The organism is Glutamicibacter creatinolyticus, assembly GCF_006094275.1.
Taxonomy (GTDB): domain Bacteria; phylum Actinomycetota; class Actinomycetes; order Actinomycetales; family Micrococcaceae; genus Glutamicibacter; species Glutamicibacter creatinolyticus.
On the sequence record NZ_CP034412.1, the window covers coordinates 2,974,151 to 2,991,072 of the forward strand.

The following is a 16,922-nucleotide window of genomic DNA, read 5'->3' on the forward strand; positions in this document are numbered from 1 at the left end:
GCGTCCGGTCCGACGGTTTGGCGTCCGCGTAGGCCGCGATTGCTCACTGTGGATTGTTCATTATCGAAGGAACGGTCCACTTGTCACCTAATTCGTGTTTCTAGCGCTGCAGCCGAGGGTCTTCTGTCGGATCCGTGTACGGGGCGGGGCAGCCCTGGCTGACCGCTTCCGGGCGCAGCTCAAAGTGCCACGGCTCATTTTCGTACACCGTGCACAGTCCGTAGTAGCGACCGTGCTGGTCTAGCCACGCCCGCGCGTCATAGGATCCAATATCTATCGCGTTGCCGGAGACATGCGGTGAAGTCTGCGCAGTTGCAACCCACCGGGCGGCTTCACGCTTCGACCCGTACCGGTCTACCGCTTCGTCCAGCAGCTGCTGCTGAAATGCTTCCGAGCGCCAGCCGCTGTTGACGATGAACTTGATGTCATCCTTGGCGGCGTCGACTGCTGCCTCATTCATCGCCTCGCGCAGGTCCGGACTCAAGTAGTGCACGGCTGGTACCTGGGACTTCAGGGTGGTTCCTGAAGGCACATCCCCACCAGCCACCCCTAACGCACCTGCCCTTGGCTCTTGTCCTCCCTGGACCACCGAAGTCACGGTTGCCGCCATGGATGAGGGACTCCAGTCACTTCGGGTTCCGAGCGTTAGGGCCAAGGCAAGCACCCACAGGGTGGTAAGCAGCGCCAGAAGCACCAGGATGATTTTGGTCAGGAGGGATTTCTTGCGGTGCTTGGCCGGTCGCATTTTTCTCATGAAACCAGTCAAGGCGGCGTCCTGTTGCCGGGCCGTATCGAAATTTTGATATGCCCGCGATATGTTCCGGCTCGTACGATTGGGGCTATGCGTGTACTGATCGTCGAGGACGAACTCCTGATGGCGGAGGCTATCTGTGACGGATTGCGCTTGGAAGCCATCGCTGCAGATATTGCCGGGGACGGTGATACGGCCTTGGAACTTTTGGAGATCAATGCCTACGACATCGCCATCCTCGACCGTGACATTCCCGGCCCCTCCGGCGATGAAGTAGCCCGTTCCATCGTGGCCTCCGGTACCGGTTTGCCGATCCTGATGCTGACCGCCGCCGACCGGCTCGATGAGAAGGCCTCAGGTTTTGAATTGGGCGCGGATGACTACCTGACGAAGCCATTTGAGCTCCAGGAACTGGTGATGCGCCTACGGGCATTGAGTCGGCGCCGGGCTCATCACCGCCCTCCGATCCGCGAAATAGCTGGAGTAAGGTTGGATCCCTTTCGCCGCGAGGTTTACCGAGAAGGCCGCTATGTGGCTTTAACACGCAAGCAGTTCGCGGTACTGGAAGTCCTCATAGGGGCAGAAGGTGGGGTGGTCAGCGCGGAGGAGCTGCTGGAACGAGCATGGGATGAGAATGCCGATCCATTCACCAATGCGGTGCGCATTACGGTCTCAGCCTTGCGGAAACGTCTCGGCGAACGGTGGGTGATCGCAACAGTTCCAGGGGTCGGATATCGCATCGAAGCCCCGGACAGTGAAGTACCTATGGTGTTGGACAGTGAATAAGCCAAAAGGGCTGAGCGTGCGACTGAAGCTCACTTTAAGCTACGTCGGTTTTCTGATGTTGGCTGGCGCGCTGCTGCTCACCGCCGTCTGGGTTTTCCTGCTGCGTTATGTTCCCGAGGGGAACATCGACAGTGCTAGAGGTTTCGTCCCGAACCGCTCGGATCTACTTGATGCCTTTGGACCCGCGGCCACCGGCGTGCTGCTCTTCCTGCTGGGTTTTGGGCTCATTGGAGGCTGGTTCCTCGCCGGTCGAATGCTTGCCCCCTTGGATCGCATCACGCAAACCACCCGCCCCGTGGCCGAGGGCGACCTCGCACGTCGGATTCACCTCCCTGGTCGCAACGATGAATTCGGGGAGCTTGCTGAAGCCTTCGACACCATGCTGGAGGAAGTGGAAGCACACGTCGCGGAGCAGCAACGATTCGCCGCCAATGCGTCCCATGAATTACGTACCCCATTGGCCATCACCCAAACACTGTTGGATGTCGCCAGCAAAGAGACGGACATAGACACCGGTGAGCTCCTCCAACGGTTGGGAACAGTCAACAAGCGGGCCATCGAACTGACCGAGTCGTTGCTGTGGCTGACCCGAGCCGGACAGAAGTCCTTTACCCCAGAAATAGTCGACCTGTCGTTGCTGGTCGAAGAAGCCACCGAAACCCTGCTGCCCCTGGCAGAAAAACGCGTCGTTGGTTTGGAAGTCGCCAATGAGGTTGCGACCACCCACGGCTCTCCCCCGCTGCTGCAACAGCTGATCATCAACCTGATTCACAACGCAATTGTGCACAATCTGCCTGAGAACGGAACGGTGTGGATCAGCACTGGAAACGCGGCAGGAAACGGCATTTTGACGGTGGAGAATACGGGCGAACACCTGCCGCCCGAGCTGGTGAACACACTGACAGAGCCATTCCAGCGCAGCGCCAAGCGCGCACGGTCAGACGACGGAGCCGGTGCCGGCCTGGGACTGGCGATCGCCGCCAGCATTGTCAAAGCCCACCACGGTTCGCTCTCATTGACGGCGCGTACTTCTGGCGGTCTGCGGATTGTCGTTGAGCTACCGGAATAGCGTTGCAGAGCCTGTCATTTGAAAGACCGTTTAAATGCATAAGAGGCACGGAAGCAAGGATTTCTCTTGCTTCCGTGCCTCTCTAAAGGGCCGGCTTAGTTGCCCGGTAGGGACTAGGCCCGGGGGTTCACAATGATCTTCACGTGATGCTCATTGTTGTTGATGAGCTGGTCAAAGCCTTCGGAGACCAGTTCGTCCAGGCCAATGCGTCCGGTAATGAACGGAGCCAGATCGAGCTTGCCGCTGGAGACCAACTCGATGGTGTCCGGATGATCGTTGGCGTATCCGATGGTTCCGCGTAGATCGATTTCCTTCAGCACCAGGTTCGGCATATCGACCTCGGGCTTGCGACCCCAGATCGAGACGTTCACAATCACGCCCGCTGGCCGCACGGCGTCGATCAGCATGTCGAGCACCACCGGTACCGAGGAGCACTCGAAACCGACGTCAGCACCCTTACCGCCGGTCAGTTCACGGATCTTTTCCGCAACATCCACCTCGCGGGGATCAAAGATCTCATCGGCAACGCCGGTTTCCCGCGCCTTGGCCTTGCGGGCTTCGGAGAGCTCGGAAATGTATACGGTCAGGCCTTCGGCCTTCAGCACTGCGGCGGTCAGCAGACCGATCGGACCTGCACCGCCAACGATGGCGACCTGTCCCGCCTTTGCGCCGGAACGGACGAACGCGTGATGTCCCACAGAGAGCGGCTCGATCAAGGCTGCCTGATCCAGCGGAATGTCACCGACTGGGTGTACCCAGCGGCGTTCCACCACGATCTTCTCTGCCAGACCACCACCGCGGCCACCCAAGCCAATGAAATTCATGTTCTCGGACAGCTGGTAGGGCTGACCCTCACTGGTATCTACATCGTCACCGATGATGTAGGGCTCAACAACCACATTCTGTCCCACTTCGAGGTCCGTGACCCCTTCGCCCAAAGCGGTAATCGTTCCCGAGAACTCGTGGCCCAGGGTGACTGGAGCCGACTCGCCGGAAATCGGATGCGGATGTCCTGCGGGAGGAACGAAAATCGGTCCTTCGAGGTACTCATGCAGGTCGGTACCGCAGATGCCGCACCATGCAACATCAATGGCTACAGTCCCCGGCTGCAGCGTCGGTTCATCGATATCCTCGATGCGGATATCCTTGCGGTCGTAGTAGCGCGCGGCCTTCATTCTTAACTCCTTCGGAGCCGGAGGATGGGCGCAGATTTTGTACTGCGTCGCTGTCGTATTAGACACCGTACTCCGTTTTTCTACATTTAGAGAAGAAAGCGAGCAAGCCCACAGGGAAGACAAGCACAGCAGTTTCATTGGCTCCCTGAGGCTCGTAGATTTTCAGTTTGTCTGGGCCAGCGGTTTTCTTCGATTACGGGCGGCAGTGCCACTAGCCCGGAGGTTTCATCGTTCGGGACGTCATTAACGATCTTTAACGAGGGCAAGATGACCTGAACTGGTTCCAGCCCAACTCACCGGGCTGGCCCTGGTGCCCCAGGGCAGGGCTCGGGGTGCTGTCCAGCTTCCTGAACGCGTTGGATTTCCGCCGGCTCTGTGAGGATCGATTCTCAAAATTGGGCCCAGTCACGGACATTCATCATGCAGGCAAAATGACCTCTGACCTTTCACGTTCGCCGCTGGGGGGTGCCCCTATGTTCAAAGTCAAGCAATTTTCAGCTCTGGAACATCATAAAGTGACCCATCCCGGGGCTGCAGTGGTTTTACAAGCTGTGGTGGTGTGGAGCGCGGTATTAACCAAATAAAGAGACACGCCCTAATACCGTCGCATAGACTTGCATCGGATATCTCTCCGAGAAAACTTCAGCATAGCCATTCTTGGATTTTAGATAATCGCGAGGCCGGGTTCTTGCCGTATCCGGCCTGAGAAGTAGCAGCGCAATAGCGGCCTGGGCGACCTGTACGATGGACCGAATCTTGGACCGGGAAGCTTTCGTGTTCCGGTACTGCCAGCGGCGTCGCTCGTAGAACCAACCCTTGCTGAGGAGGAACTCTTCAAGTTCAATCTGGAACTTGTCGTTCGCGTAAAGTTGAATTGCCCCTACTTGAGCCTGATTGTTCGTGCCCCCGATGATGGATTCACGAATCTGCGGGTCCTGTTCAGCGATGACGCGTACAACGAGGCTCTCTTTCTTACGCTTTTTCGTCATCGAATCCGCTTTATGTGTTTCGTAAATGACATTACTCGTTTGAAGTCCATTTACAATCTGAGGATTCACTAGCGTCCACGTGTTGTCGGTTTGGGGACGGGCCTCGTCGGCCAAAATTGTTACGCCATTATTCATCCACCAGAAAGAGGTGGCGGAGTCCTTTTCTAGTGAGTTCTTGATCGCAGCATTCACCGTGGCCGTCGTCCCAGCAAAATCACGGATATTTGAGACAAAAAATTCATCCCGCAACACGCCTTTATCTCGGGAGAGAAACTTCAGGAAATCCCCGATAGTGACTAACCCCAGCCAAGCCTGACTCCTTCCGTGTGCAAGTCCATTCGGAGACAAGGCGAATTTGAGACTCCCTTTGAATTCCACCTGTTCATTGCGCATGCGTTCAATCTCGTTCACATCGCAGAGGTGAACGTCGACTTTGGTGCCCGACGGGAAGCTTGCCGCGATAGACCTTTCCAGCGCTTTAGCGGAACGTTTCTCCCTTTGACTAATCGCCATCGGGTTCACAGGCTGCATCACGTAGATCTTGACGGAGCGGACCGGATCGAGACTGATTAACTTCCGCTGGAATTTCCGAAACGCCATAACCTGTTTAGCAAGCTTCGGTCTCAGAGGGTGGTCCAGTAGGTCCTTTTCCGTCTTCGACGAGTCGAAAATGACCTCTAGCCCCTCGCGGATCCTTGCGAGGGCGAGACCATCCCAGCCGCCGGTGTCCATCTTGCTCTGGATGATGACAACATCAAAAGGTGTTCTCTCAGGAACTTTGGGCGGGGGGCTTTTGGTTGAAAGTCCTTTCGTTTCAGGTGTGATGGCCTCGGTCCTATTGAGCACCACGTGAAACCCGTCGATTCCGCCATCGTGTGGCCCGTCTGTAAAACCGGCTTCAAGATCGCTCTCAGACAAGGGATATTCGCGAAGCGCTATCGACGTCATGAAGCGGGCAAAAGCGACGCCCTTCTGGCCGGAAGGATAGTGAAGCTTACGAAACTCTTCAAAATGGTGGAACAAAATATCCTGCGAGGGAGTATAAGACATCCCGTGATAATAACAAGAATCTACGTTTTGTTCCATACTGTAACAGCAAGTTTGTTATCGAAAATTCTCGACTTCATTATAAGCAGCTTTGCCGGTGCCGTATATTTTGGGAAGCAATCCTATGTGGGCAGATCTCCAATTCGCCGAATAGCTACTGCTTCCTCATCCCGCCTTACGTCTTGCCCTTAGTATGGAACACTTTCAACAGCTCGTCATGCGAGAGCTCTCTATCACGAAGCCTCTCGGGAGGCGTCCATTTCTTTAAGGTCCCCACCTTCGCATTTTGGGTGTAACGGATTCATGTTGTTCTCCAGCGGTACACAGGCGGCAGATCGTACCCTGCTTCTGTCGGGACCTGGAGGTCGGCATATGGCTTGGGATCGTACCCAGGGAAATAATCTTCATCCGTCCCCACGATATTTTGGCCTTGAAGGGAAGCTGCTATGCGCTCTGATCATTACCCAGTCGTTCAGAGGCTAGCCAATCAATCAAAACAGCTGCCGGAGCAGTTGGTTTTTGAAGATTCAAGCCACATTGTTAAGATCCACAACCTCAAACTCAAGAAGCGCGTTGTCAGAAGCTACCGGCTTCTGCTTGGAGTGGTCGTGGCCGGCGCGGTTGTCTCGCCAGGTCTCGTAGTCCTCGCGAGTCGCCCACTGGGTGTAAACGAAGTAACGGTTTTCTCCGGCAACTGGACGCAGGAGCTTGAATCCTTCGAAACCCGGAGCGCTATCCACCGAATGCTTGCGTGCCGCGAAGCGGGCTTCGAGTTCCTCTCCGGCACCTTCCGGGACGTTCAAGGCGTTGATGACGACGACAGACATGTCTCTCCTTTCGGCCCCCTTTTGGGGCAACCAGTGGTAGTTTCAGCCTACTCTTCCTGGCTCTTCCTTGGCGGTGAGCCGCTTCACATGGTTCGGTAGGTGACCCAAACCGATTAGGATAGGCGCCTTTCCTCAATGAACGGGACAGCCATCGGCTTCCTGCCGCGCGTATGGAAGAATCCCGTTCGATACGGCCGCGATCGTGAGCCGATTATGCAATGGCGCGAAAGGGTCTTTGGTGGCTGAAACGAAAGAATCGCTGGGCTCCCAGCGATCCGATGTTGCCTGGGTGGTCATCGTCTTCAGTGGGGTGATGGCAGCGCTGCACATCTGGAAACTCCCCTCAGCAATCCCGGTGCTGCAAAACGAACTGGGCATCTCTCTACTCATGTCCGGCGTGCTGCTCGGCGTGGTTCAAGTGGCTGGCATGGTCAGCGGGTTGGCCATGTCTCTTGTCGCAGAACTGATCTCCCAAAGGCACACCATGGTTTTGGGGCTGCTCTTACTGTCCGTGGGATCGGCGGCCGGGTCCTTGTCACAGGACGCGACCCTGCTTTTGATTACCCGCATCATCGAGGGGGCGGGTGTCATCATGGCCAGCGTGGTGGGCCCGGGACTGGTGCGTGCCCATGCACCGCTGCACCGCATGAATGTCGCCGTGGGCTGGTGGGCCGCATTCATGGGCATTGCCACCTTTCTGGGCGTACTCGGAACCGCTATCGCACTGCAGTACATCACCTGGCAGACGTGGTGGCTGTTCATTGCCGCCGCGACGCTCATCCCGGTGGTGTTGATTCTCAAGGTCGTAGCACCCGACCATCCCGCTGGCAGCGCCGGAGCGAAGGCAGCCCTGACCCGGATCATCGCGACCGCATCCTCCGGTCGGGTGTGGCTCAGCGGCCTCATTTTCGGCTGCTACACCGTGCAGTGGATGGCCATCGTAGGATTCCTGCCCAGCATTTACCGCGAAGACGGACTTTCTCCGGTGATGGGCGGTCTCTTTGCTGCCGTGGTTGGCGGGTTGAACGGCATCGGAGCCATCTGCACCGGCAACCTGCTGCAGAAGGGATTCTCGGCCAAGAAGCTGCTCCTCGCCGCGTTCCTCATCATGGCGGCGACTTCCGTGCTGACCTTCGCCATCGACTACCCGCCAGAATTGATGCTGCTCCAAGTGCTCAGTGTCGGCTTGTTCTCCCTGTGCGGGGCCATGGTGCCAGCGACCATGACGCGCATCGCGGTGGACCTGGCGCCCGAGGGCGGTTCGGCACCCGCGGCCATGGGATTGATGCAGCAGATCTTCAACATCGGAAACTTCACTGGTCCGATGCTGGTGGCCTGGCTGGTCGTGGTGACCGGCAGCTGGTCCTCCTCCTGGTGGGTCAGCGCGTTCTTTGGGGCGCTGGGCATTGGGGCCACCTTGGTGCTGATGCGCAAGGGTTCCCCGTTGCACCAAATCCAGCACGCCCGCTAGTCCCTACTAAGTGCCACGACCTGAATAGTTGCTGACCCCCTCTTGCGTACCGGGTCCACGAGTGCCATCGTGGCCAGTGGATCCCAACGAAAGGAGCAAGACCATGGCCGATTTGTCAGGCAAGAAGGTTCTCGTGGTGGTATCCAACCGCGGAGTGGAGCAGGATGAGCTGAAGAGCCCGGTGCAGACGCTGAAGGATGCCGGCGCCGAGGTCACCATCGCATCCCAGAAGACCGGTGAGGTGCAGAGCCTCGTCAGCGACTGGGATCTGGGTGAGGCTTTCCAGGCGGACGCCGCACTGTCCGAGGTGAATGAAGCGGACTACGACCTGCTGCTGGTGCCCGGCGGCACGCTGAACGCGGACAACCTGCGACTGGATGAGGACGCCCAGCGCATCGCCAAGTCCTTCGCCTCCGGTGGCCGTCCAATCGCCTCAATCTGCCACGGCCCGTGGCTGCTGGTCGAGACCGGCTTGGTCAAGGGCAAGACCCTGACCTCCTACAAGTCCGTCAAGACCGACGTCATCAACGCCGGCGGCACCTGGAAGGACGTTGAGGTATTCCGTTGCCCAGCTGAGAACTGGGTGCTGATCACCTCCCGCAACCCAGGTGACCTTGACGCATTCAACGAGGCGATTATCAAGGAATTGAGCGCCTAGAACTCTTTTCTTTCCGGCTCTGTCGGAAAGAACTCCAAGTGGAGGAGCCACCGTCACGGTGGCTCCTCCACTTGTCCTTGCCGGTGTCCTTTCCGCTTCCGGAGCCCTTCGCGCCCTAACAAGGCACTTCGTCCCGTGGCCTATCCCCCAATCACGAAGTACCCGCCATTTAGGCCATCCACCATGATCCGGTAGTCCTGGTCGGCAATTCTTGCCTGCAGCATCCAGTTCGGCTTCCACACCGTACGCACACAGGACTGCTCCTTGACTCCCCCGCGCCAGGCAAGCTTCGCCTTGCGCATCGATGCGGTGCGCACCAGCGCCGCCGCCTTGTGTCGGGCGGTTTCAAAGTCGATGGTGTTCCACTTCGGGTCCTTGACCTTCGCCAGGTCCAGGCCCGCCGCGTCCTCCAGGCGCCACGGGTCACTCAAGAACGCCTTGCCGGAGTAGTAGTCCACCAGCACGTGGGCGGCGCGCTGCCGCCTGGCCGGCTGCGGGACCTGGAATTGGAACCCGGCGAAGGGGTGGTGCAGCAGGCGCGCGCTGCCGGCGTGCAGCTGCGGCGCCTTGGACTTCAGCGCCCGCCAGGCGTCCTGCTCATCCACCAGGGTCGTAAGGACCACTTCACTCATGGCGGGCCGCCACTTCCGCCTGGGCCGCCAGGTAGGCATCCTGGTTCATCAGCATGCGGGCCGGGATGGGGCCCACCTTGGCGGTCTCCTCCAGGGCACGGGCAATGTGCTCGGGCACCGGATGGTTGCGCTGGCTGGCCAGCGAGCCGACGATCATGGCAATGGTGGAGGCCAGGATGCCGGTGACCATCGGGTCGATGCCGGTTGAATCCGGCAGTCCGGACAGCTGCCAGCCCACCGATACCACGGTGCCGGCAATCATTGAGGAAATCGCGCCCACGGTGTTCGCCTTCTTCCACCACACGGCGCAGACATACGCCGGAACGAAGGCGCTGCCCAGCACCGTGGTGGAGAAGATGACCACCGCGGCGACCGCCGGCGGGTCGAAGGCGGCGATCACGTAGCCGATCACGGCCAGCAGCAGTACGGTGATGCGCGAAACCCACACCATCTGCCCGTCGGTCATCTTGCGGTTGATGAACCGGGCATAGATGTCCTGCCCGGCAATCGTGCCGGCCTGCAGCAGCAGGGCATCGGCGGTGGACATGATCGCCGCCATGATCGCGGCCATCACGATGCCCACCGCGAAGCTGGGCAGCACCGCGTCGGCGACCTCGAAGATCGCGATCTCCGGGTTGGCCAGGTTCGGCAGCAGCAGCAGCGCGAACATGCCCACCAGGTAGGGGCCGGGGATGAACAGCAGGTTGAAGATCATTGAGTATGCGCCGGCGGTGCGGGCCACCGAGGGTTTCTTCATGGCCATGTGGCTGACCACCACGTGCGGCCAGCCCATGTAGCCGATGGAGAAGACCAAGAGCGCGCCGAGGATGACGCCCCACTGTCCCTGGAAGCCGAGGTCCGCACCCCACATGGTCAGCAGGTTCGGATTGATCTGCCCCACGGCCTCGTTGCCGGCGGTGAAGCCGCCGATGGCGATCAAGGTGGCGATCAGGATCCAGACCATGCCGATGACCATGATGATGGCCTGCACGAAGTCGGTGTAGGCCACCGCCAGGTAGCCGCCGAGGAACGTGTAGAGCACGATCACGCCAATGGCGATGGCCAGGGCGAGCGGGAAGGACACCCCGGTCACCATCTCCAGGCCACGCCCGCCGGCAATGAACTGGGCCAGGACATAGAAGAACATGCAGAACAGCGCCACCGGTGCGGCGATCAGCCGGATCCACTTGGATGGGTAGCGGTGTTCCAGGTATTCAATGGAGGTGATCGAGCCCAGGATCTGCGAGAGCTTGCGCATCCTGCGGCCCAGCACGGACAGGTTCAGGATGCCGCCGCCCAAGTCACCCAGGGCGTACCACATGCCGAAGTAGCCCTGCGTATAGCCCAGCGAGCCGGCGCCCATGAACATGTAGCCGGACATGGAGGAGCTTTGCAGGCGCAGTGCGGTGACCCCGGGGCCCAGGCTGCGCCCGCCCAGCAGGTACCCCTCCGAGTCGGACTGCCCGCGCTTCATCGCCCAGAAGCCGATGCCGGCCATGGCGAGGAAGTAGACAACCAGGAAGGCCAGTTCCAGGCTCATTTCTCCCCTCCCAGGTCCTCGCGCTTCCAGTTGCGGCTGAGCCACATGAACGTGGCGGTGTAGATGACCCAGAACGCCGGAACGCCCAGGATCACCACGACGGTGAATGTCGGCAACCCAAACATCAGCAGTATCCTCCTCGGTACAGCACAACCTGTATGGTGTGAAGGGCATCACAAAATACACTGTGACCGCTAGCTTCGCACAGATGGGAAGGAACTGACAGTGACACACGGTGCGGAATTCGCTTCCAGCCGGACACTTTGTCCGGCCGATGGCATGCCGACCGTTGCCCAGGTGCTCCAGCTTCCACCCGTGCTGACCGGGGATCCCCAGGTGTTCGCGGACCAGCAGAATCTGGCCCGACCCATCCGATGGGCCCACGTTCTGGAGAACATGATGCCGCGCGACCACCTGCGCGGCGGCGAAATGGTGCTGACCACCGGCATTGGCTGGGGCCCGGCCCCGGATTTCACGCGCTATGTCAGGGACCTGGCCCTGCGCGACGTGCCGCTGCTGGTCTTGGAGCTTGGCACCCCGGTCAGCGAGGCACCGCAGGAACTGGTGCAGGCCTGCCGCGAGGCGGGGCTGGCGCTGGTGATCATGCACCGAAAGGTCGCGTTCGTGGAGATCACCGGCGCCCTGCACGAATGGTTGTTCTCCGAGCAGACCCGACGCATTGAAGCCGGCGGCACAGTGACCGTGCTGTTCACCGCCTTGATGCAGCGCGGCGCCCCGACCGATAGCATCCTGTCCACCTGCGCCCAGCTGCTGGGAACACCGGTGATCTTGGAGGATCAGGGGTACCATGTCCTGCGCTACGCCCCGAGTTCCACGGCGCCGCAGCAGATATTCGAGTCCTGGCAGGAGCATTCGGGCCGGGAACACCGTGCCGGAAACCCGGGACGGCATGCGGTGCCGGTGACCCTGCACGGCAAGCATTTCGGTTCCCTGATCTGCTCGCTTCAGGCCCAGCATCCCGCCGGAGTGCACCATGTGCTGACCATGGCGGCCGTGGCCATCGGCGTGGACCTGCTGCAGCGTCCCGGGTCCGCGCGCTGGGAACTGGGCACCGGACAGCAGCTGCTGGATGACCTGCTGGTGCACAAGAAGGTCTCCGCCACCGAACTTGTCCCCCGCTTTGAAGCCTCCGGCCTGCCAATTCGCGGCAGGATCCTGCATGGTTTCGCCGTAGCCCTCACTCCACAGGCGGATCCGGGGCTCGCGGCCGAAAGCCTGCGGGAGGCCTTCGCGCCGCATCAGGCCACGGTGGCCCATCAGGTGGTCAACGGGCGTTCACTGCTCTTCGGCTTGCTGTCGCTGCAGGAGCAGGCCGTGCCTTTCGCGCAGGAAGCCTTCGAACCTGGCGAACAGCTGCGGGGGCCGCTGTATCTGGGCCCCGGCTGCCATGAACTGCAGGCAGCGGCCGATTCTCTGCGCCAGGCGCGGGCCGGTTTCGAACTGCATCTGGGAGCGGACGGCGGCAACGTGGTGCACACGGCCGCCGAACCATTGGCCCTGCTCGCCCACGAGCTGCGCCATGAACCGTCCCTGCAGCGCCTGCCCCGGCAGGTGCTGGCTCCAGTCCTCGACCTGCCGCAGGCGCAGCGCGCGGAATTCCTGCGGATCCTTGAAGCCTGCGTGGCTCATCCGGCGAACCGGTCACTGGCCGCCAGGCACAGCCTGTTCTCCCGCTCGGTGTTCTACCAGCGCCTGTCACGGCTGGAGGAGCTGCTGGGCATCAGCCTTGATGACCCGAGGCTGCTGACGGTGCTCTCCCTGGCGTTGGCGGTGCACGGGCAGAGCCAGCGATCCGGTATGCCACCACACCCTTAAGCCGCACCTGTTTCCTTGGACACCTGGAGTTGCGGGTCCGGCTGGCGGCCGTTGTCCCGGGCCACCGCCAACATCACCCCGATCGCCGCGAGGGAGGTGGCCAGGGAGGACCCACCAAACGAAATGAAGGTGAGCGGCACCCCGGTGACCGGGACCAGCCCGGCCACCATGGCGATATTCAGCACCGCCTGGGCGATCAGCCATATCAAGGTGACCGTACAGAAGCAGCGGGCAAAGACGGAGGTTGAACGCTGCGCAATCCGGTGGATGGACACGGCCAGGAAGGCGAAGATCAGCAAGAAGAACAGCGAACCGATCAGCCCCATCTCCTCGCCGATGACGGCGAAAATGAAGTCGGTGTGGGCTTCTGGGATCCAGTGCCATTTCTGCCGGCTCTGTCCCATGCCCACGCCCCACAGCCCACCGGAGGCCAATGCGTACTGGCCCTGTAGGTTCTGGTGGCACAGATCCATCCCGTCATCGCAGGCCCGGTTCGCCCAACTCATCAGGCGCACCATGCGGTTCGGGCTGATCAGCGCCGCAATGATCACCACAACGCTGACCCCGCCGAGTACCACCAGCAGTTTGCGCAGCTCCACCCCGGCAATGAAGAGCGTGGCCAGGGTGATCAGCATCAGCACGGCGGCGGTGCCCAAGTCCTCCTCCAGCAACACCAGGGCGATAAACAGCCCATTGCCGAGCAGATAAGGGATGGCCAGGTGCTTCCAGTCGTGCAGCAGCCTCCGCTTGGCATCCACAATATGGGCGGACCACAGCACGCTGGTGAACTTGGCCAGCTCCGAGGGCTGGAAGGTCACCGGCCCCAAACCCAGCCAGCGCCGCGCCCCGTTGACCTCCACCCCCAGCGGTGTCAGCACCAGCACCAGAAGCACCAGGGTCAGCAGGAAGGCCGGCCAGCTCAGCTTGCGCAGCACCCGAACCGGGAAGCGCGACAACACGAGCATGGCCGCAACCCCCAAGCCCGCGGCCACCGCCTGTGTGGTCAGCAGGCGGTATGGCGAGGACCGGGTGCTCACCCCGGACGCGGATAGCACCATGACCAGGCCCATGACCGTGAGCAGCAAGGTCATCCCGATGATGATTTGGGCATCGTGGCGGCTGGCCCGTGAGATCCGGGCCGGGGAAGCGGCGGCCTGCCTACTCATTGGCGCACCTCTTCCCGGGCACGGTGCCAGCGGCTCGCTCTGCCGCTCAGAGGGATCTTCGGGACACTGCCAAACACTGCCGCAACCAGCCGCCAAGGTGAAGTACGCATAACCATTCATCCTACTGAGCCACGGGTTAAGCCACTAATAGCCCCGACGGTATGACGCATGCACTTCCCACATAGATCAGAAAATTATCCACGCGGACCAGGCGCTCAGGACCGGGCAGCGTTCGGCGCCTGCATGATACGGTGAGGCCTTGCTCGCCCCCACTGCCTTGTAGAGGTGCCATCCTTGACCCCCGACCATGAGCCGCTGCTGCTCCCGCCCGGACCGTTGACGGGCCCACGCCTGTCCTCCGGCATCACCATCGCCCAGCTGGATGCGATGATCGCGGTCGTGGATTACGGCTCATTCACCGCGGCGGCCGACATACTGGGCATCTCCCAGCCTTCGTTGTCCCGTCGAATCCGTGCGCTGGAGGATGTCCTGGGGATGGCGGTGTTCATTGCATCGGGCCGGAACATGGTGCTCACCGAACTGGGCCGGGACCTGGTGCCGGCCGGGCGGCGGATTCTTGCGGAGATCGCCTCGATTGACTCCACCATCCACGCCCACCGCAACCTTCTGGCCGGAACACTCAAGGTGGCCGGGCTGCCCTCGCTGATCTCCACGGTGTTGCCGCCCTACCTGGGCCGCTTCCACCATCAGTTCCCCGAGGTGCGGGTGGAAACCTTCACGGTTGAGGATTCGGAGGAGCTGGCCGAGGCCGTGCGGCTTGGCCGGGCCGATTTGGGGTTTGGGGTCAATGAAACCGTCCCGGAGCAGCTGGCTGCCCTGCCGCTGAAGGACCAGAATTTCGCCGCCGTGCTGCCCGAGGCGGCGACCAACGGTTCTGCCGACGTCCTTGACGTGGCGGACCTGCACGGACGCACCCTGGTGACCCTGCCAGAAGGCACCTCCATCCGCGCGGTGACCGAAGGCGTCTATGCCGACTACGGCGTACAACCGGAACAGGTCATCACCACCACTCAACGTGACGCGCTGGTTCAGCTGAGCATCGCGGCCGGCGGCATCACGATTGTGCCCGAGGTGTTGGCTCATTCCGCCTCCTTCCTGGGCGGCCGGGTGGCCCGGCTGCGGACCCCGGCCCGGCGGTCCATCAGCGTGGTCTACCGCGATGAGCGCCACCACGGCCCTGCGCTGACGAATTTCCTGCAGCTGCTGCGGGACTGACTGCTTGTTTCCGGCGTTGATCTGCTCCCCGCGACACTCTGGATGGGATGGGTTTTCCACTCATGCGCGCCACGCATGGAAGCTGCCCCTCCGGCTATTGGTGCCGCCCCGTCCACCCGTGATGCCATGGAAATTCTGACTTTGACCAGAGGTGTGTGGACGGAAGGACCCGGCGAGCGTGAACAACCCGCAAGGCATGAAGCGCGGAAGAGCAGCAGAAGGACGGAACCGGGTTCACGCTCCGCGCCGGCGGCGCGCGTTGATCAGCATCATTGTTGCGGTGCTGTTCTGCGGCCTGGTCGGCACCACCGCGATGGCGGTGCTGCACCTGCAGCGCAACATCACCACCGCTCCCCTGGGGTCCCGCTTCCCGGCCGAGGACCCTGTTCCGGACGGTGAGCGCAATATCCTGCTGCTCGGGTCCGATGCCCGCGACGAGTCCTCCACGGCCTACGGCTCTGATCACGGGTCGCGGCGCAGTGACGCCATGGTGCTGGTACATTTCGCGGCCGAGAACGAGCGCATCGATGCGGTGCAGCTGCCGCGCGACACGCTCATGCAGTTGCCGGCCTGTGAGGATCACGGGCACGGGGCCTATCCGGGCGGCTATGGGATGATCAACTCGGCGTTGAACTATGGCCCGGCCTGTTCGGTGACCGCGGTCGAAGAGCTCAGCGGGGTCAGGATCGATAACTTCATCGAGCTGGATTTCGAGGGATTCATTACCGTCGTTGACGCCTTGGATGGCCTGCCGGTGTGCCTGCCCGAGGCGCTGAAGGACCCGAAGGCGAAGCTGGATCTTCCCGCAGGCCAGCAGACCGTCAACGGCAAAGATGCGCTGGCCCTGGCCCGGACCCGCCACGCCGTCGGGGATGGCAGCGATATCGCCCGCATGGATCACCAGCAGATGGTCATGTCCGCCATCGTGCAGCATGTGACCAGCCGGGAGGTGCTCACGCGCCCCGACCGGCTGTACTCCTTCCTGGATGCCGCCACTTCCGCGATGACCGTAGATCCCGGCCTGGAATCACTGAGCAGTCTGGTTTCCCTGGCCCGGCAGCTGGCCGACGTTCCCACCTCGCAGATCTCGTTCTTGACCATGCCGTGGAGCCCGGCACCGCAGAACCCGAACCGGGTTGTCCCTTCCGCTGAAGCCCAGACGGTTTTTGCGTCGCTGCGCGCTGACCGTCCACTGTCCGGCGAGGAGAAGAACGCAAAGAAGCAGAAAACCAAGCCGGCGCGGTCGGCGCCGGTGAGGATCACGAACGGTGCCGGGCTCAGTGGGCTGGCCGCAGAGTATTCCGCCGAGGTCAGCGCCCTGGGCCACACCGTCAGTGGGATCGACACCGCACGGCAGCTGCAGGCGTCCACGGTCCTGCTGGTTGACGGCAGCGACGCGGCCTTGGTGACGGCGAAGACCCTGGCCAGTGACCTGCATCTGGACCTCACGCCCCAGGTGGGCGCGGCAGCAGGAGTGCAGCTGGTCCTGGGCCAGGACATTGACCAACTGGATCAAAAGACCGCCGCACCGCAGAGGACCCCCGAAGCAAAGGAAGGGCCCACCCCACGCTCGGCCGACGCCGGATTGTGTTCCGGTTAGCAGGTCAATGACCACCGGTGGTAGGCACCCCGAGAGGCAGGAATAGCAGGGTTTCGGGGTTTGCGGAAGGCTTCACGCAGTGAGAATAACCCGGTCCAGAATCGACCCGTAGACAAGATGCGGTGGGTACTGTGGGCAG

Annotated in this window: 15 protein-coding genes; 7 read left to right on the forward strand and 8 right to left on the reverse strand. The window is 61.3% G+C overall.

What is annotated here, in order from left to right; translation table 11 throughout:
- Window positions 1-100 precede the first annotated feature (100 nt).
- Window positions 101-766, reverse strand: coding sequence for a M15 family metallopeptidase (locus GcLGCM259_RS13645; protein ID WP_246049617.1), 666 nt, complete (start codon window positions 764-766; stop codon window positions 101-103).
- A gap of 75 nt (window positions 767-841) precedes the next feature.
- Between GcLGCM259_RS13645 and GcLGCM259_RS13650 the strand changes: the two genes are divergently transcribed.
- Both GcLGCM259_RS13650 and GcLGCM259_RS13655 read left to right on the forward strand, forming a co-directional pair.
- Window positions 842-1,537, forward strand: a complete 696-nt coding sequence (locus GcLGCM259_RS13650; protein WP_138926949.1) for a response regulator transcription factor — start codon at window positions 842-844, stop codon at window positions 1,535-1,537.
- Entirely contained in the window at window positions 1,530-2,606 is a 1,077-nt protein-coding gene (locus GcLGCM259_RS13655) for a sensor histidine kinase (protein ID WP_138926950.1), read from the forward strand. The genes GcLGCM259_RS13650 and GcLGCM259_RS13655 overlap by 8 nt, the downstream gene beginning before the upstream one ends.
- 113 nt (window positions 2,607-2,719) lie before the next feature.
- Here GcLGCM259_RS13655 and GcLGCM259_RS13660 read toward each other — a convergent pair whose 3' ends face one another.
- The 3 genes from GcLGCM259_RS13660 to GcLGCM259_RS13670 all read right to left on the reverse strand — a co-directional run bounded on the left by GcLGCM259_RS13660 (window position 2,720) and on the right by GcLGCM259_RS13670 (window position 6,644).
- Window positions 2,720-3,781 carry a 2,3-butanediol dehydrogenase gene (locus GcLGCM259_RS13660; protein WP_138176375.1) on the reverse strand — a complete coding sequence of 354 codons (1,062 nt, stop codon included), beginning with the start codon at window positions 3,779-3,781 and terminating at the stop codon, window positions 2,720-2,722.
- A gap of 572 nt (window positions 3,782-4,353) precedes the next feature.
- Window positions 4,354-5,820 (reverse strand): AIPR family protein, encoded by a 1,467-nt coding sequence (locus tag GcLGCM259_RS13665; RefSeq protein ID WP_175419443.1) that lies wholly within the window; start codon window positions 5,818-5,820, stop codon window positions 4,354-4,356.
- A 524-nt stretch (window positions 5,821-6,344) separates the two neighbouring features.
- Entirely contained in the window at window positions 6,345-6,644 is a 300-nt protein-coding gene (locus tag GcLGCM259_RS13670) for an antibiotic biosynthesis monooxygenase family protein (protein ID WP_138926952.1), read from the reverse strand.
- Between the two features lie 238 nt (window positions 6,645-6,882).
- On the opposite strand from GcLGCM259_RS13670, the gene GcLGCM259_RS13675 reads away from it, so the two are divergent.
- Together GcLGCM259_RS13675 and GcLGCM259_RS13680 are read left to right on the forward strand one after the other, a co-directional pair.
- The gene (locus GcLGCM259_RS13675; protein WP_246049619.1) at window positions 6,883-8,115 is read left to right on the forward strand and encodes an MFS transporter; all 1,233 of its coding nucleotides are present in this window, start codon (window positions 6,883-6,885) and stop codon (window positions 8,113-8,115) included.
- A 103-nt stretch (window positions 8,116-8,218) separates the two neighbouring features.
- Window positions 8,219-8,773, forward strand: coding sequence for a type 1 glutamine amidotransferase domain-containing protein (locus tag GcLGCM259_RS13680; protein ID WP_138176369.1), 555 nt, complete (start codon window positions 8,219-8,221; stop codon window positions 8,771-8,773).
- Between the two features lie 140 nt (window positions 8,774-8,913).
- Here the strand turns inward: GcLGCM259_RS13680 and GcLGCM259_RS13685 are convergent, their stop codons facing one another.
- From GcLGCM259_RS13685 to GcLGCM259_RS15735, 3 genes are read right to left on the reverse strand one after another with little or no spacing between them, the layout of a single operon-like run.
- On the reverse strand, window positions 8,914-9,405 hold the full coding sequence (locus tag GcLGCM259_RS13685) for a hypothetical protein (RefSeq protein ID WP_138926953.1): 492 nt from the start codon (window positions 9,403-9,405) through the stop codon (window positions 8,914-8,916).
- Window positions 9,398-10,945, reverse strand: coding sequence for a sodium/proline symporter (locus GcLGCM259_RS13690; RefSeq protein WP_138926954.1), 1,548 nt, complete (start codon window positions 10,943-10,945; stop codon window positions 9,398-9,400). The genes GcLGCM259_RS13685 and GcLGCM259_RS13690 overlap by 8 nt, the downstream gene beginning before the upstream one ends.
- Window positions 10,942-11,070: a hypothetical protein gene (locus tag GcLGCM259_RS15735; protein ID WP_279402284.1), complete on the reverse strand. Its 129-nt coding sequence runs from the start codon at window positions 11,068-11,070 to the stop codon at window positions 10,942-10,944. Before GcLGCM259_RS15735 ends, GcLGCM259_RS13690 begins: the two co-directional genes overlap by 4 nt.
- Window positions 11,071-11,224: 154 nt before the next feature.
- Between GcLGCM259_RS15735 and GcLGCM259_RS13695 the strand changes: the two genes are divergently transcribed.
- A complete protein-coding gene (locus GcLGCM259_RS13695; RefSeq protein ID WP_175419444.1) occupies window positions 11,225-12,781 on the forward strand; it encodes a PucR family transcriptional regulator in 1,557 nt (518 codons plus the stop codon).
- Here the strand turns inward: GcLGCM259_RS13695 and ftsW are convergent.
- Window positions 12,778-13,947: a putative lipid II flippase FtsW gene (ftsW, locus tag GcLGCM259_RS13700; RefSeq protein WP_175419445.1), complete on the reverse strand. Its 1,170-nt coding sequence runs from the start codon at window positions 13,945-13,947 to the stop codon at window positions 12,778-12,780. The two genes, GcLGCM259_RS13695 and ftsW, sit on opposite strands and share 4 nt — an antisense overlap.
- Before the next feature lie 294 nt (window positions 13,948-14,241).
- On the opposite strand from ftsW, the gene GcLGCM259_RS13705 reads away from it, so the two are divergent.
- Both GcLGCM259_RS13705 and GcLGCM259_RS15300 read left to right on the forward strand, forming a co-directional pair.
- Window positions 14,242-15,183 carry a LysR family transcriptional regulator gene (locus tag GcLGCM259_RS13705; protein ID WP_175419446.1) on the forward strand — a complete coding sequence of 314 codons (942 nt, stop codon included), beginning with the start codon at window positions 14,242-14,244 and terminating at the stop codon, window positions 15,181-15,183.
- A gap of 178 nt (window positions 15,184-15,361) precedes the next feature.
- Window positions 15,362-16,783: an LCP family protein gene (locus GcLGCM259_RS15300; RefSeq protein ID WP_175419447.1), complete on the forward strand. Its 1,422-nt coding sequence runs from the start codon at window positions 15,362-15,364 to the stop codon at window positions 16,781-16,783.
- Window positions 16,784-16,922 lie beyond the last annotated feature (139 nt).

Coding starts and splice junctions, on each gene's coding strand:
- ftsW (WP_175419445.1), bottom strand. CDS start 13,947: ATGAGTAGGCAGGCCGCCGCTTCCCCGGCCCGGATCTCACGGGCCAGC.
- GcLGCM259_RS13680 (WP_138176369.1), top strand. CDS start 8,219: ATGGCCGATTTGTCAGGCAAGAAGGTTCTCGTGGTGGTATCCAACCGC.
- GcLGCM259_RS13650 (WP_138926949.1), top strand. CDS start 842: ATGCGTGTACTGATCGTCGAGGACGAACTCCTGATGGCGGAGGCTATC.
- GcLGCM259_RS13695 (WP_175419444.1), top strand. CDS start 11,225: ATGCCGACCGTTGCCCAGGTGCTCCAGCTTCCACCCGTGCTGACCGGG.
- GcLGCM259_RS13690 (WP_138926954.1), bottom strand. CDS start 10,945: ATGAGCCTGGAACTGGCCTTCCTGGTTGTCTACTTCCTCGCCATGGCC.
- GcLGCM259_RS13660 (WP_138176375.1), bottom strand. CDS start 3,781: ATGAAGGCCGCGCGCTACTACGACCGCAAGGATATCCGCATCGAGGAT.
- GcLGCM259_RS13685 (WP_138926953.1), bottom strand. CDS start 9,405: ATGAGTGAAGTGGTCCTTACGACCCTGGTGGATGAGCAGGACGCCTGG.
- GcLGCM259_RS15735 (WP_279402284.1), bottom strand. CDS start 11,070: ATGTTTGGGTTGCCGACATTCACCGTCGTGGTGATCCTGGGCGTTCCG.
- GcLGCM259_RS13670 (WP_138926952.1), bottom strand. CDS start 6,644: ATGTCTGTCGTCGTCATCAACGCCTTGAACGTCCCGGAAGGTGCCGGA.
- GcLGCM259_RS13665 (WP_175419443.1), bottom strand. CDS start 5,820: ATGTCTTATACTCCCTCGCAGGATATTTTGTTCCACCATTTTGAAGAG.